The organism is Chloroflexus sp. (genome assembly GCF_034434295.1).
GTDB lineage: Bacteria > Chloroflexota > Chloroflexia > Chloroflexales > Chloroflexaceae > Chloroflexus.
The window spans coordinates 39,347-54,766 of sequence record NZ_DAOTZQ010000032.1 but is presented as its reverse complement, the minus strand read 5'-3'; the positions used below and the strand labels follow the sequence as shown (position 1 = coordinate 54,766).

The window sequence follows — 15,420 nt, the reverse complement described above, 5'->3', positions numbered from 1 at the left end:
CGAGATTCCAACCTGGCTGCGCGAGGCCGAGGCACCAGCGCCCGGCAGTGACGTACCGGTGTGGTTGCAAGAAGAGGCGGCTTCAGCGCCCGGCAGCGACGTGCCAGCGTGGTTGCAAGAAGAGGTAGCGCCTGCGGCTGGCAGCGACGTGCCAGCGTGGTTACAAGAAGAGGCAGCGCCTGCGGCTGGCAGCGACGTACCGGCGTGGTTACAAGAAGAGGCGGCGCCTGCAGCTGGGAGCGATGTTCCAGACTGGTTGCAGGAAGCATCGTCTGCTCCGGTTGATACTCCTGATTGGCTGACAGCAGATGTCTCAGCGGAGGCCGTCTCCTGGTTACAGTCAGCTCCAGTCGAGCATGCACCAATCATCGAACCTGTGCCGACCACAAGTTCAACCAGCGACGAATTCTTCAGCGGTGCTGAGTTACCACCATGGTTGCGGGCCTCAACCGAACGAACTGTGGAGCCGGCGATTAGTCCCTTGTCTGACTGGCTGGAACGGCTACGCCATCACGAAGCCGAAGAGGAAGAAGAGGTTGTGGCCGGGCCTGACGTGGTCGTTGTTAAGCCACCACCTCCTGCACCTGCCCGGCGCACCGATGATCAGGTTGCCGCTGCTGCCTTGCTTGAACGACTCCTGCAATCACCGCTACCGGCAATACGGCCTGTTGAACGTCCAGAAATCGTTCGACGCCGCTTACCGACCCTCGAACAGTGGCTGGCAGTGATCCTGCTGATCGCTGTGCTGATCGGTATCGCTATGCCCGGTCTCACTGCCACGCTTACGAGTCGTGCTCAGCCGTCGCCGGTGGCCGTTGCGTTGAACGAACAACTTACCGGTCTGAGCAGTGAGGATGTGGTTTTAGTAGCATATGAATGGGGCGCTCAGCGTGTAGCTGAGCTGCGTCCGCTCGAAAATGTGCTGCTCACCAGATTAACTGCGGATCGGACAAAACTGATCATCGTCAGCACCGATCTCCAGGGGTCGTTGCTTGCTCTTGATGTGATCGGCCCGTTACGATCTGCCGGATACAACAAGGAAAACGGCGTGATCTTTGGTGGTCGTGATTATGTCTTGCTTGGGTATCGTCCGGGCGGTGAACTGGCATTGCGCAGTATGGCGATGGATTTGCGGGCAGAGTTGCGTCGTGACTATACCGGCCAGGATGCAACTGCCGGCTTGCTGGCTACACGCTCAGATGGGACGCCGCGCATTCAGTCACTACGCGATCTGGCGATGATTGTGGTGATGGCCGATCAGGTTCAGGATGTACAGGCCTGGATGGAGCAGATTCATAGTGCTGCCCCGCAGGTGCCGATTGCGTTCTTGCTCCCACAAGAGGTCTATCCACAAGTGCTGCCGTATACGCGCCTACCCAATGTGTATGCGGTTGCCGGTCAACGCGGTGCCAGTGATTTGCTAGCTGCCGGTAATGCTGATAATCTGGCAACACCTGAGCTTTCCTACCAGACATGGGCAACGATAGCATTTGTTGGCGTCCTGCTATTAGGGTCCTTCATTGTTGGGATTGGGCAGTTACGACGCTTGGCACGAGGTAGAGGCTGATGGACATTGCAATCAACCTTATTCCGATCTTGCTTACGCTGCTGGTCTTCAGCCGTGTTCTGGGCGATACACCGGCCTTCCGGTTGGTACAATACCTGTTTGTTGGTGTCGCTTTCGGCTACGCATTTGTGGTGGTATATCATCAAGTGCTGCGACCAGCAGTGATTGATTTGCTTGTTGCCAGCGATCAACCGGTGTTGCTGACGCTACGCCTGGCCCCTTTCTTTCTGGCGGCATTGTTGTTGACGCGGATAAGTGGTCAACAGACCAGTTCGTGGCTGGCTAATCTGCCGTTGGCACTCGTTTTTGGTGTGGGTGCTGCACTGGTGGTTGGTGGTGCCGTTGTTGGAACAATTCTCCCACAGGTGCTTGATGCAACTCGATCTGATCTGTCATCGCCAGTAGCAATTCTGGGGAGTATTGTCTTACTTATTGGCTCGATAGCGACCTTATTGTCCTTTTCGTTGACTCGCTCGTCCAATCCAAACCGTCAGCGGTGGATTGATCTGGTGGCAAGTGTAGGGCGCTGGATATTGCTGCTGGCGTTTGGTTTCTTTCTGGCCGGTAGTATTGTTTCATACCTTGCTGCCCTCAATGAGCGGCTCCTGTTCATTATTGATTGGATACAGGCTATTGCCGGTATGTAGCACCTGGGCGTCTATGCGTCGCATAATTCGGGGTAGAGTGCATGGAACTTGTACGGGCGATACTGGCAGTTGAAATTGGTAGTCTGATTACCCGGGTTTCGCTCATTGATGAGGTCGATGGTGAAAGCCGTCTGATCGGACAAACCGAAACGCTCACCAGTCGTGAATTGCCGTACCGGAATATCTTTTTTGCGGTGCAGGAAGCGACAGCGCAACTGGCCGATCTCACCGGACGGCAATTGTTGCACGATGGTCGTTTGCTGATGCCGCGCATCAGTACTGGTGATGGCATTGATGCGGTTATAGTTGTGACATCGGCACTTGAACCATTGCGTGTCGTAGTGGCGGCTATTGCGTCTGATGTGTCAGCCCGTAGTGCACTGCACGCCGTTCGTGGGGTGCCCAATGTGGTGTTGACGGTCGTCACCCTGGATGATGTCTCGGCTCGATCAACGACAGGTGTTATGCAGTCGTGGCTTGAGCGCCAGCTTGAGACCTTGCTGCCTCTCTCGCCGGATGTCGTTGTTTTGACCGGTGGTATCGAGGGTGGAACGGTCGCGGCCATGAAGCGTCTTGCTCATCTGATTAACCTCAAACTCTCATTCACCGCGGCGATACGTCAGCCGCTACCAACCATTATCTATGCCGGCAATACATCTGTTCAACCCCAGATTCAGGCTGCTCTCAGTGGGCACAACTGTGAGTTGATAACGGTTGCCAATGTGCGTCCTTCCCTTGATCAGGAAGTACTAACGCCGCTGCGTCAGGCGTTGCTGGCCTGTTATGCCCGGCAGTTAACCGACGTGCCTGGTATCGATCAATTGATCGCCTCTGAGCAGACTACATTGCGCACTGTCGCTGAATCGCAGTATGTCATGACGCGATTCCTGGCCGAACGCCGGCAACAAGCGGTGCTGTACATCGATGTCGGGGCGACTACTACGACGTTGATCGCTGCGGCACCCGATCAGATCGCGGCGACGCTCCACGGCGTTTGTGGCACAGCCTTTGGCGTTGGTGCGTTGCTCAGTGAGGTTGGCCCGGCGGCAATTGCCCGCTGGTTGCCGTTTGCCATTGAAGAACAAGAGTTGATTGAACGCTTACTCAATCGCATGCTGCGTCCCCAAACGCTACCGGCGACCCGCGAAGATTGCTATCTCGATCTGGCGCTTGCCCGTGAAGCATTGGCCCTGGGTGTTGCTGCCCTCCGCGACGAACAAACACCCCTTTCTTACGAACGGTTGCTGGCCGGTGGTGGTGTACTGACGCATGCCCCGCATCCCGGAATGGCACTGCTGGCTTTACTGGATGGTTTACAACCGGCAAATGAACTACCCGGCTTGTTGCTGCCCATTCACCTCGATATGCTGAGTCTGTTATCGGTGTGTGGTGGGATTGCTGCGCTTAGCACTGATGCTGCGATCTCGATTCTTGATCACGACTTGCTGAACAATACACCATTGGCGACGTGTATTGTATTGCAGGGTGGTAGTCGGGTAGGCGAACCGGTCGCCGATGTTGAGCTGATTACGGTTGGCGGCGACAGCGAACGGGTTCAGGTTCGTCATGGCGAGTTGATCCGTCTTCCTCTGTCTATCGGTCGCTATGCCCAGGTCAAGGTAAAACCGGCTCCTTCTGTGCGTGTCGGACAAGCCGCGCCCGGTGAGGCTGTTGAGAGTGATCCTGCCGAGGTTCACGGGAGCCTGCTCGGCCTGATTATCGATGCGCGAGGTCGCCCACTGACGCTACCGACCGATGGTGCTGAACGGCGCCGTTTACTGTGGTCGTGGTTACGGGCGGTAGGTGCCGAACATAGTGATAGCCCATACCCCGAACCGGCAATTTCACTACCAGAAATGCCTGCCCCAGTCGTCGCTGCACCTTCTCCAGAACCTAAACCTCGTCGAAGCTGGTTCAAACGGGCACCCCAGCCGTCAGAGACAGCCGAGGCAACGCTACCGACAACGGAAACGGTACCGGCTTCACCGGACGATGATATTGCACAACTCCGCCAGCAGGTGGCCAAACCTGCCCGCCGGAGCTGGTTTGGGCGGCGCAAGCCCTGATGCTGAGGTAGTGCAGGTAATAGGAGCAGGCAAGAGACCCTTATGCCTGTATTGTATTTCAAATTGCTATCTTTATCACCACAGAGGCACAGAGGACACAGAGGATGGGCATAATTCGAGTCGCTACCTCAGAGCGTGGGGTAGCGCATCTATGGGAACTGGCTGCTACCCACATAGTTCATACAGGTAAGCCCACGGCGTTGTACGCAGAGTCGTGCTGTTCATCATGGTAGTCACTCTTACATAGCCTGCTCACAGCGTGGGAGCAACTTGGGTTATTGTACTGGGTTATGGATTAACAGTAGGGGCAGGACTTATAACTGCCCCTACCGGGTTTCTGCCAGTGATAACGATGATCCTCGTTACCCAACCGGGGTGAACCGATTTGATGCTGTCAGCGAGCTGATCTCAACCATCAACCAGTTCGGCCATCACTGCCGCAAATGCCTCGCGTGATGGTCGGAGACGATCTTCGGGCAGTGCTGCGATGGGTGTGCTTCCTATGCCCAGCGTTTCCGCCAGCGTAGGCCGTCGTTCATTGAGATAGATCAATCCGGTCACAAACTCGTTGTTGGCCCGTGCCTGCTCGAGAAGGGCCAGTGCCGCACTGCGATCGGTTGGATCGTGATCGCGGTTGAGTTTACGTAACCGAATCACCGATCCATCGTGAAGCTGCACATCACGCACTTCACCCGGCTCGTAATCGACTGTGACCTCTTCGTAGTGCGGGATGAAGCTGATATCGTGGATGGGTGTATCGTGGGTCTTACCGTAGGTATAGCTCTTGGTCGAGCGGTTGTGGTTGTTGAAGGTAACACACGGACTGATAATATCAATCACTGCTGAGCCGTGAACATTGAAGGCTGCTTTGATCAACTCGCGGACCTGCCTGGCGTCGCCGGCGAATGAGCGGGCGACGAAGCCGCAGCCGGCCAGAATGGCTTCCGCACACACATCAATCGGTGGTAGATGATTGACGCCGGCGTGTTTTAGCTCCTGCCCTTCATCGGCGGTTGCCGAAAACTGACCTTTGGTTAGCCCGTAGACGCCATTGTTCTCCACGATGTACACGATTGGCACATTGCGGCGCAGGAGATGAATGAATTGCCCCAGGCCGATGCTGGCAGTGTCGCCGTCACCACTGACGGCCAGAGGGCGCAAGGTATGATTGGCAAGATGGGCACCGGTAGTGACCGATGGCATACGGCCATGCAGCGAATTGAAGCCATGGGATCGTCCCAGAAAATAGGCGGCAGACTTACTGGAACAACCGATCCCACTCATTCGAATAACAGTGTGGGGTTGGAGCGATAGCTCGAAGGCGGCGGCAATAATCTGGCTGGCAACGGAGTCGTGGCCGCAGCCGGCACAAAGGGTAGAGGGTGCGCCCCGGTAATCGGATTTCGATAATCCTATCGCGTTGACCTGTGTCATAATTCCTCCGACCTGGCAGATTGATACGCTTAGTTACCGGTTCCGATGCCGATCATCATCGTCTCTCGCATTGATTCCAGGCAATGCAGTACCTGATCGCGCACGAACGGTGCGGTCAGTGGTAAACCATCACACCAGGCCACCGAGCCAAGCCGGGAAGCGTAGGCCGGGCAGTGAAGCTGGAGCAATTGCCGCAATTGCCCGTCGTGGTTCTGCTCGATAACGACACAGATTTGATGGCGAGCAATGAAGTTCGTCACTTCCGGGCCGAAGGGAAGTGCGCGCACGCGCATACTGCTGGTAGGCATTCCGGCAGCAGCCAGGAGGTTGCGAGCTTCGCTGATAGCCGGTGCGGTTGATCCAAAGCCGATCAGTCCAATCGTTGCCTCTGGGTGCTCATCGATAATGGGGCGCGGAACCAGCCGACGTGCCGTCTCGTGTTTGCGCCAGAGACGCGCCATATTGCGCTGCCAGTCTTCCGGGCGTTCGCTGTATACGTTTCGTTCATTGTGCCCGGTACCGCGACTGAGCGTAGCGGCCAGAGGGTGAGGGTTGCCGGGTAGGGTTCGATAACCGATCCCGTCACCATCCACATCGGCAAAGCGGGCATAGTTCGTTAGCCGGGAGAGTTCCTCGGCGCTGAGCACTTTCCCGCGTTGGAGAGGTTGTTCCGGGTAGGTGAATGGCTTACTCATCCAGATATTCATGCCCAGATCAAGATCACTCAAGACAAAGACCGGTGTCTGTAATTGTTCGGCCAGATCGAAGGCGGTCTGGGCATCGCTGAAACACTCTTCCATCGTGCCGGGCAGCAAGATTACGTGGCGCGTGTCACCGTGACTGAGGTAGTAGACAGCCATCAGATCACCCTGAGCGGTACGGGTCGGTAGACCGGTCGAAGGGCCAACCCGTTGTACATCCCAAATGACCGCCGGAATTTCGGCAAAGAACCCTAAACCGGCAAACTCACTCATCAGCGAAATACCCGGCCCAGAGGTGGCCGTCATTGCACGCGCTCCGGCCCAACCTGCACCGATCACAATCCCGAGTGCGGCAATCTCGTCTTCTGCCTGCACAATCGCGCAGGTTGCGCCATCTGTGGACGGACGCAGGCGGGGGAGATAACTCTCCAGTGACTCAATCAAGCTACTTGATGGCGTGATTGGGTACCAGGCAACAACCCCCACACCGCCGGTGATGGCGCCAATCGCTGCTGCCGTATTGCCGTCAATCAGCATCAGGCTGTCAGTTGCCTGCATCCGGGCAACCCGAAAGCGTCCATGGGCAGGCGACGGTTCGGCGACAGCCCAGGCATAGGCAGCACGAATAACTGCCAGGTTTAGCTCAATCGCCGAGAGACGACCGCGAAACTGTTGCTTGAGCGCAGCGACCAGGGCTGCATCTTCGATACCGAGCAGTGCCGCCAAAGCGCCAACGTAAGTCATATTGGCAGTGTATGCCCGGAGGCGCTGATTCACGCCGACCTGATCCAGAAGTTGCCGTACCGGAATCGCAAATGGAATGATGTCCGTCCGTGATGGCTGCCAGGGGCCATCGGCAGGGTAGAGACAAATTCCGCCGGGCGGTAACTGCGACAGATCATCGTTGGCTGTGCGCGGATTGAATGCTACCAGAATCGGTGTTTCAGCCGGTCGAGCCGTGTAGCCGGCCTGGCTAACGCGCAAGGTGTACCAGGTAGGTTCACCTTGAATGTTGGAAGGAAAGAGGTTCTTACCGGAGACGGGGATACCCATCTTGAAGATGGCCCGCATCAGCACCATGTTCGCTGTCTGGCTGCCAGAGCCGTTCACGGTGGCTGCGGTGATGGCAAACTCGTTCACAACTGGTTCGGGGGATTGCATAGCTTCCTCGCAAAACATGCTCGACACTGAGCGGTAGTTCGTATTATACGAGTGATGTGTGGTTGATGGCAAGTACGCTGCCGCGAGATCAGCGCGAAAGGGTCATCTCAACCGGGGATACTCTGTCGCCATCCTGAATCGTTTGTTCCCATCGATGAAATCAAATCTGGTAGAATGCGAAGTATAATAAGCACTACAATATGCACGCTTCCGCCACGTATACATCCAACCGTGCCACGTACGATATGTACCGTCAAGAGCGGATCATCAGTACCTACAGCCTATCCGCGTGCATCCGCCAAACCCGCGTCTATCCGTGTTCTGCAGGTAATCCCTACGGACACTCACCGATGGAGCCGATACCCGCAGATTACCCCACTGCTCAGCATGTGCTATCAGGAACGGCTCACCAGAGTGTCTACGCTCTCCGCGTGCATCCGCCAAACCCGCGTCTATCCGTGTTCTGCAAGGTAATCCCTACGGACATTCACCGATGGAGCCGATACCCACAGATTACCCCACCGCTTAGTATCACGCAAGATTTGACATGGAATAGTGTAGAGACATCAATTGCCAGAATGCGCTGGTAGGTGGCAGAGGCTATGCACAGCGTGCCGCAATGTGATGAGGAATGGCAATACCATGACGTTGCCATTCCTCATTTGCAGTTGACATAAAATGTTGAATTACTCTTCGTTAATGGCAATACCCAGAATCATCTCGCCGGGGGTCGCCAGATCGGCGGGATTGCTCGGGTCGCGCAGCGGTATCCCGTCAACAATCTCCTGACCCTGAATAACTCTGCCGAAGATCGTGTACTGCTCGTTCAGCCAGGGTGCCGGCGCCGTGGTGATGAAGAATTGCGAACCAGCACTGTCTGGATCCGACGAGCGTGCCATGGCCACAATACCGGGTTGGTCGAACAAAATCTTGTCGGTGAACTCTGCCGGGATGGTATAGCCGGGGCCACCGGTACCATCGCCGCGTGGATCGCCACCCTGAGCCATAAAATTGGGTAGTACCCGATGCCAGGTCAGTCCATTGTAGAAGTTCTGGCGGGCCAGGAAGACAAAGTTGTTCACCGTCTGTGGCGCAATATCCGGCAGTAGTTCAATCACAATCTCACCGCGTGGGGTATAGATGGTGGCGGTATACTTTTTAGCCGGATCAATACTCATTGACGGTGGACTGCTGTACTGGTAGGTGGTGGCGGTAGGCAGTATCGGCATACTGCCGGTGATCGGTGTGGGAACCGATGCAGGCTCTGCTGGTGCCGGTGGGCTGGTGGGAGCAGGTGCTGCTGTTGGTACGACTATTGGTGTTCCAGATCGGCTAATCAGGAGGCCGGCCACAAACCCTAGCACAATAAGCAAAATGGCAATAGCAACAAGACCGGCCAGCGGGTTTGATGTTGTAGATGGTCGCTCGTTACTCACAGATCACCTCGGTAGTATGATATTTTTCCGCTGGCATTATATCAAACCACGCAAGGATGTGCGTATACGCCGCTTTTCTGGTAGTTGTCTCATAAAAGCTGTGTGGTCACGGGGATGCTATATGTGATCGTCACGATTATGTCGTCTGTCAGTAATGAAGGAGATAGCTTCTTGTAGACGGTATATACGTATGTCAGGCAGTCTCGATTCAGGTAGACTTTGCCATAGCCCTGGCCGGCCAGTGTGTTCTGCATATACATCACACATTGAACATAAGACCCTTGCTGTAAGGCCGCTCCTCACGCCAGCCGTGCAGCCCATTCGGGTGCATGATGAGCCAGTTCCTGGCGGAGACGCAAAAGTGCCAGATCACCGGCTTTGGCTTCGATCATCAGATCGAACGGTGGTAAACCCCGGCTGGCTTCGAGCAATGCAATAGCATCGTGGGCAACCACAAAATCGGCGTGCTGACCGGCGCGTGGTGGTATGACCCGGGTGGTGCCGTTGCGTCCCGGAAGTAGATGGGCTTCGCTGCGTTGACTGCTCAGATGCACTTCGGGGCGGATCTGGCGGGGCCAGGTAGCCAGGCTTAGTCCTAGTGCCAGCGCCAGACTCAACCGTTCGGGATTGTGTAGGCGGTAGTGGAGATAATCGAAAACGATAGGGATACCGGTACGTGCGGCTATAGCGAGTAGTTGCCCCAGAGAGAAACCGGTACCGGTGTGCTCGATGGTTGTGCGTCGGCGAGCCTGAACGGATAACGTTGCCCAACGCTGGGTGAAGCGTTGTTGTGCAGCAGGATCGGCAGCTCCGGGATGTATCACCAGTGTGTGGTTGATGGTCTGAGGGTGATCAAGGGCTGCCAGAAGCTGACTCGCCGCCTCAATCGTGCGGATCGTCGCGTCGGCAACCTGTTCGTCGGAATGGCTGAGGCTCAGATGCGGATCAAGGTGTACGCCCAGGCGCATGTTGCGGGTACTGATGTGCTGATTGAGGAGGGCGAGTTGCGCCTGACATTCCGCCAGATCGTTGAGATTGAAGTGCCGGGGTAACGCAAAACGATAAAACCGGATGTCAGTCCGCTCAAGGTAGCGTAGGACATCACCTAAATGGGTTAATAAGATACTGAGATGAGGTGGCGAGCTGCTGATCAGGCCGGGTTGATTCACAGTGCGAACAGCAAAACCGAGCCGAATGTCAGGGTGAGTTGTGTCGTATTGCCGACCGGACGATCGGATTGCTGCGAGCTTTGATCGCCTGGATGCCCGTTGGGAGAGCGGTGCAGGGTCGTGGTTGGTTCTAGGAATTGGATAGTCTATTGTCTTCATAACGGTAGTCGCAGCATGTTGGAGAGTGATCGTTTGTTGTGCAAGGGCGTTCGCCGGTGATGTTGCAGATGGCTGCCCGTTTATTGTAGTACAAATGTTCGATTTCGTCAATAACAATGATGCCTGTTCATCTGTTTGAGTCGTCGATGCAGGTTGGTAGAACACACTGCCGACAGCATGCACGGTGGGCTGTTGCAGATGGTGAACAGGCCAAAGGACTGCGTTCTCTACTATCACCTAGATGGCATAGGACGTGGTGCAGGCAGTGAGCGAGCCGGAGTCTCGCGCTCCCAGGGGGTGCTTGTCCACAAGGCACAGCGTGAGGGTGATGGTAGATAGCGTGCCGATGCCTTACGCTAAACTTGACGTAAAACAGTTGTGTTCTACTCAGCCGGGTGATCGGGTGGCGAGGTGTGCAACAGGGCATTGATTGCCAATCGCCGATGGTGGCGTGTGTAGTATCGAATCTGGCGAGGCAGGTTGTCTTCGCCGGGTAGTGTTTGTACCATCTGTATCAGTCGTCCGGTGATGTGTTTGATACGATCGGTCTGACCGGCTGTGTCAAGGCTTTGCAATTCCGCTTCCCAGGGTACGGTGCACTGACCTTCAACGATTAGCCCAATGATTTCCGGCAACAATTTGCTTTGGCGTGTCCAGTTAACTGCCAGACAGAATCCAGGCCCGGGAACAGGTAAGCGTTCGCGGGCAATGGTGAACAGATCGGCGGAATGACCAACTGCCATCACGATTAAAATTGGCTCGGAGAGCTGCGGCAAGTGGTGCAGGCTCAACAATGGTAGATTGAGTAATTGCGCCAGGGTCAGCGCTAATGGCTTGCTCATCAGCTCTGGTGTCGTCACCCCACCGAAACGCCATTCACTGCTGCGGGCGAGGGCGATAAAACGCTGTATGGTACGGGCGACATCAAGTTCGCTGAACCGGTAATTGCTCAGTGGCCGGGTTGTAAATCCATCGTCCATTGCTGAACCCAGGCAGATAACCCCTTCTTGGATGTAGAGTTCGTCTTTGTGGCTGATGGTGGCGTGAAATTCACGTCGTCGTTCAATGCTTTGCAGACAGGAGAGTAATTCCAGTTGTGTTTCTGGAGTTGGGGCCAGGGCCAGGCTCTGTTGCCAGGCCTGACGTGCTTCGTCGAAGCGTTGCAGGTGAAAGAGACAGCGACCAAGCAGGTGAAACACTCCCCAGTCGTCGTAATAGTGTTGACGCGGGATTGTCAGCAAATTCAAGGCAGTTTCGTAGTCACCGCGAGCTGCATAGATGTAGGCCAGTTCCAGTTGTGCCGCGGCATCACCAGGGTCAAGTTCAAGGCAACGGCGAAACTCGCGTTCGGCCTCGTCGTAGCGCTCGAGTTCAATCAGGACAAAACCGAGGTTGAAGTGAGCAAAATAGTCGTCGGCCAGGCTGGCGACAGCCGCAAAGGCATCGGCAGCTTTCGCCAGCAGCCCCTGCTGTTGATAGTGAAAAGCCAGCGCATTATGGGCATCGCGCAGGCTCGGATCGGCAGCGATTGCGCGCCGAAACTGATCGACCGCTGCTTCGGGGTGTTGGGTGCGTTCAAAAGCCAAACCGTAGCGTAAATGGCGACGACCGGCAACGCGTCTGGTCTCGTCTGTCATGATAAACCTCCTCGCCCGGCATGGAGGGCGACCGTTGCGAGCCATGACGTTGCGGGTTGATCGGGCACAATCCGTGTTATGGAGATTGTGCCTGGCTCATGGCGTTGTTGGGCAAGGCAGTTGCCAGTGCAGCGGCCTGGGCGTCCAGAATCTGTTGAATGCCTCGTCCGGCCAAATCGAGCAATGCGTTGAGCTGGTCGCGAGTGACTGCTGATCGTTCGGCTGTGGCCTGGACTTCGATATACCCGCCGGCACTGTTCATCACCACGTTGCAATCGAGGTCGGCCTGACTGTCTTCTTCGTAGCAGAGATCAAGCAGTAACACGCCCTGAAGCATGCCCACGCTTACCGCAGCTACTGGTGTCAGCGTGGGTCTTGTTTCCAAAACCCCGTTGCGTACCAGGTATTCTACTGCCAGTGCCAGCGCAACGTAACCGCCACTGATAGCCGCCGTGCGGGTACCGCCATCGGCCTGCAACACATCACAATCGATGGTGATAGTGCGCTCACCAAGCGCATTAAGGTCAATCGCAGCCCGCAATGAACGTCCAATCAGCCGCTGAATTTCTTGTGTGCGGCCACTCGGCCCATTGCGTTCGCGACGGGTACGTTGGAGAGTGGCTCGTGGCAGCATGGCATACTCGGCAGTGACCCAGCCACTCTGCTGGCCGCGCATCCAGGCTGGTACTCCACCTTCCACCGTAGCGGTGCAGAGAACACGAGTCTTTCCGTAAGCGATCAGTGCCGATCCCTCTGCATACGGTGCCGCACCGATCTCGATAGAAATGGGACGTAATTGGTCTGGTAACCGTCCATCAATTCGCATCATACGAAACCGTTTCCTCTACTTCTTGTTGACCATCATACCACGTTTGTGACCACCGTACAACGTGAGATTACTTAACTGAGGATAACCCGCCGTGCCTGCCAGAGGTACCAGCAGGCAATGCTGCGGTAGGGCCGCCAGCGCTCACCAAAGGTACGCAGTTCCTGGGGTTTGGGCAGGCGTGGTTGATCGTAGATGAGACGAACAGCATCACGCAGGCCAAGATCGGCAGCCGGGAGAACATCCAGACGTTCAAGGGCAAACATCAGATAGATTTCAGCCGTCCATCGCCCAATGCCCTTTACGGTCATCAGGTGCGTGATGGCCGTCTCATCGTCGAGCGTTGGCAGCAGGTTCAGGTCGAGTTGACCACTCATCACGCGCTCGGCCAGGTCGCGCAGGTAACTGCTCTTCTGAGCCGAGAGACCGGCAGCGCGCAGTACTGCCTCATTAGCTGCAAGGATGGTCTCCGGTGCCAGGCTGCCCAATCGCTCGTTGAGACGGTCGCGAATGGTTCGGGCTGCTATCAGTGAGAGTTGCTGGCTGATGATGGCATAGGCCAGCGTGGCAAAGCCGTGCGGCTGCCGTTGCAATGTATATGGGCCAATCTGTTCGATCCAGTGCCCTAGCGTTGGATCAACGTTGCGTAGATGCTGAAGTGCGTATTCCATCGTTTCATCGTACAATGCTCTTAGCAGTATTGTAAACGATAAGCAAGAGTTTCTGGCAATGTTTGTGATTGGAACTGCCGGTCATGTCGATCACGGTAAGTCAACCCTGGTAAAGGCATTAACCGGTATCGATCCTGACCGTTTGCGCGAAGAGCAGCAACGCGAGATGACCATCGATCTGGGATTTGCCTGGTTGACCCTGCCGGGTGGTCGAGAAGTGAGTTTGATCGATGTCCCCGGACACGAGCGTTTTATCAAGAACATGCTCGCCGGTGTGGGTGGCATTGATGCGGTGCTCCTCGTCATTGCCGCCGATGAAGCAGTGATGCCGCAGACCCGTGAGCATCTGGCAATTATCGATTTGCTGGCGATCCACCATGGGATCGTAGTGCTGAGCAAAGTTGATCTGGTCGATGCTGACTGGCTGGAGCTGGTGCGTGAAGATGTGCGTGAAGTGTTGGCCGGAAGTACACTGGCATCAGCACCGATAGTGCCCGTCTCGGCTCGTACCGGTGCCGGTTTGGCCGAACTGCTGCTAACACTTGACTGTTTACTTGATACGCTGCCGGCGCGTGATCACGGGCGCGGTGTGCCGCGATTGGCAATTGATCGGAGTTTCACCATTACCGGTTTTGGTACGGTCGTGACCGGTACCTTACGCGATGGCGTCCTCTCAGTTGGTCAAGAGGTCGAACTCTTACCGCCAGGATTACGTGCGCGCATTCGAGGTCTGCAAAGCCATCAACGACCAATCGATCAGGGTAAGCCGGGAATGCGGGTGGCGGTGAACCTGGCTGGTGTCCATCATCGTGACATCAAGCGTGGTCATGTGCTAACCCTGCCGGGCGCATTGACACCGACAACTTTACTCGACGCACGAGTGCGCGTTATTAGTGATGTGGTGTCAATTGCGCATAATGCTGCGCTTGATCTGTTTATCGGGAGTAGTGAAGCGCCTTGTCGGCTAACCCTGCTGGATACCGATGAGTTGAGCTCCGGTACCGAAGGGTGGGTACAGATTCGGCTGACAGTTCCGGTCGTTGCCGCAGTTGGTGACCGGTTTATTCTGCGCACGCCTTCACCCAGTCGCACTGTTGCAGGTGGTGTGGTGATTGATCCGCATCCGCCACGCCATCGTCGCTTTCGTTCCGAGGTGATTGCGGCACTGACATTGCGTGCCCAGGGTAGTCCGGCAGAGCGGCTACGCCAAACCATGGCCGATGGCCGACCCCGGTTGCGCACAGAGAGTTTAGCTGCTGCCGGTATCGCTGATACCGAGGCCGAGGCGGTGCTGGCGACACTCGTTATGGAGGGTCATCTGGTCGTATTGGGCGACGACGCCCTGATCTCATTTGCAGGTTGGGCCAGTCTGCGTGCAACCTTACGTGATCTCCTGGCGTCGTACCACCAACGCTTTCCGCTGCGGCGTGGGATGTCGCGTGAGGAGGTACGCCAGCGACTGCAACTGACACCACGACTCTGGCAAAGTGTCTTGACAACCGCCCTGGCAGAGGGCTGGCTCAGTGCTGATGAAACGACGGTACGGTTGACCGACTTCACGCCGCAGCCGACAGTAGATCAGCAACGTGCGCTCAATCGCTATATGAGTGCGCTGGCCAACGTGCCCCCTGCTTCGCCACCCACTGAACTCGACAGTGAATTACTGGTATGGGCGTGTGACAATGGTCTGTTGGTGAAGATCGCATCTGATTTGTATCTGTTGCCAGCCACCTGCATAGCTATGACGATGTGGGTGCGAACGACGATTGAAACTCAGGGCGGGGTAACAGTAGCTGCATTTCGCGATCATTTTGGTGTCTCGCGACGGTATGCAGTTGCGTTTCTTGAATATCTCGACGAACAGCGGATAACCCGGCGAGTGGGGGATACACGTATTCTGGTGCGTTAAGGCGTTAGGTAAGGATCGCCAGATTGGACAGGAGGCG

The 15,420-nt window shown here is 56.0% G+C and carries 10 protein-coding genes and 1 pseudogene; 4 read left to right on the top strand and 7 right to left on the bottom strand.

All coding sequences use genetic code 11. The features are described 5' to 3' along the window. From VAE57_RS05100 to VAE57_RS05090, 3 genes and pseudogenes are all read left to right on the top strand, one after another. Window positions 1-1,567, top strand: a pseudogene (locus VAE57_RS05100) (hypothetical protein); the annotation flags it as partial. Continuing rightward, on the top strand, window positions 1,567-2,214 hold the full coding sequence (locus tag VAE57_RS05095; RefSeq protein WP_322820817.1) for a hypothetical protein: 648 nt from the start codon (window positions 1,567-1,569) through the stop codon (window positions 2,212-2,214). The pseudogene VAE57_RS05100 and the gene VAE57_RS05095, both read left to right, overlap by 1 nt. A gap of 41 nt (window positions 2,215-2,255) precedes the next feature. Beyond that, the gene (locus tag VAE57_RS05090; RefSeq protein WP_322820816.1) at window positions 2,256-4,280 is read left to right on the top strand and encodes a glutamate mutase L; all 2,025 of its coding nucleotides are present in this window, start codon (window positions 2,256-2,258) and stop codon (window positions 4,278-4,280) included. Between the two features lie 408 nt (window positions 4,281-4,688). On the opposite strand, the gene VAE57_RS05085 is transcribed toward VAE57_RS05090, so the two are convergent. The 7 genes from VAE57_RS05085 to VAE57_RS05055 all read right to left on the bottom strand — a co-directional run bounded on the left by VAE57_RS05085 (window position 4,689) and on the right by VAE57_RS05055 (window position 13,474). Beyond that, window positions 4,689-5,714, bottom strand: a complete 1,026-nt coding sequence (locus VAE57_RS05085) for a 2-oxoacid:ferredoxin oxidoreductase subunit beta (RefSeq protein WP_322820815.1) — start codon at window positions 5,712-5,714, stop codon at window positions 4,689-4,691. A gap of 29 nt (window positions 5,715-5,743) precedes the next feature. Beyond that, window positions 5,744-7,576 (bottom strand): 2-oxoacid:acceptor oxidoreductase subunit alpha, encoded by a 1,833-nt coding sequence (locus tag VAE57_RS05080; RefSeq protein WP_322820814.1) that lies wholly within the window; start codon window positions 7,574-7,576, stop codon window positions 5,744-5,746. Window positions 7,577-8,262: 686 nt separating this feature from the next. Beyond that, entirely contained in the window at window positions 8,263-9,012 is a 750-nt protein-coding gene (locus VAE57_RS05075) for a peptidylprolyl isomerase (RefSeq protein ID WP_322820813.1), read from the bottom strand. 299 nt (window positions 9,013-9,311) lie between these two features. Further along, a complete protein-coding gene (locus tag VAE57_RS05070) occupies window positions 9,312-10,181 on the bottom strand; it encodes a UV damage endonuclease UvsE (RefSeq protein ID WP_322820812.1) in 870 nt (289 codons plus the stop codon). A 542-nt stretch (window positions 10,182-10,723) separates the two neighbouring features. Next, window positions 10,724-11,977 carry a tetratricopeptide repeat protein gene (locus tag VAE57_RS05065; protein WP_322820811.1) on the bottom strand — a complete coding sequence of 418 codons (1,254 nt, stop codon included), beginning with the start codon at window positions 11,975-11,977 and terminating at the stop codon, window positions 10,724-10,726. Window positions 11,978-12,053: 76 nt separating this feature from the next. Next, window positions 12,054-12,806, bottom strand: coding sequence for a ribonuclease PH (gene rph, locus VAE57_RS05060; RefSeq protein ID WP_322820810.1), 753 nt, complete (start codon window positions 12,804-12,806; stop codon window positions 12,054-12,056). A gap of 71 nt (window positions 12,807-12,877) precedes the next feature. Continuing rightward, the gene (locus VAE57_RS05055) at window positions 12,878-13,474 is read right to left on the bottom strand and encodes a DNA-3-methyladenine glycosylase (RefSeq protein ID WP_322820809.1); all 597 of its coding nucleotides are present in this window, start codon (window positions 13,472-13,474) and stop codon (window positions 12,878-12,880) included. Window positions 13,475-13,532: 58 nt separating this feature from the next. Here VAE57_RS05055 and selB point away from each other — a divergent pair, with 58 nt between their 5' ends. Beyond that, window positions 13,533-15,383: a selenocysteine-specific translation elongation factor gene (selB, locus tag VAE57_RS05050; RefSeq protein WP_322820808.1), complete on the top strand. Its 1,851-nt coding sequence runs from the start codon at window positions 13,533-13,535 to the stop codon at window positions 15,381-15,383. Window positions 15,384-15,420: the final 37 nt, after the last annotated feature.

Coding starts and splice junctions, on each gene's coding strand:
- VAE57_RS05090 (WP_322820816.1), top strand. CDS start 2,256: ATGGAACTTGTACGGGCGATACTGGCAGTTGAAATTGGTAGTCTGATT.
- VAE57_RS05055 (WP_322820809.1), bottom strand. CDS start 13,474: ATGGAATACGCACTTCAGCATCTACGCAACGTTGATCCAACGCTAGGG.
- VAE57_RS05080 (WP_322820814.1), bottom strand. CDS start 7,576: ATGCAATCCCCCGAACCAGTTGTGAACGAGTTTGCCATCACCGCAGCC.
- selB (WP_322820808.1), top strand. CDS start 13,533: ATGTTTGTGATTGGAACTGCCGGTCATGTCGATCACGGTAAGTCAACC.
- rph (WP_322820810.1), bottom strand. CDS start 12,806: ATGATGCGAATTGATGGACGGTTACCAGACCAATTACGTCCCATTTCT.
- VAE57_RS05085 (WP_322820815.1), bottom strand. CDS start 5,714: ATGACACAGGTCAACGCGATAGGATTATCGAAATCCGATTACCGGGGC.
- VAE57_RS05095 (WP_322820817.1), top strand. CDS start 1,567: ATGGACATTGCAATCAACCTTATTCCGATCTTGCTTACGCTGCTGGTC.
- VAE57_RS05065 (WP_322820811.1), bottom strand. CDS start 11,977: ATGACAGACGAGACCAGACGCGTTGCCGGTCGTCGCCATTTACGCTAC.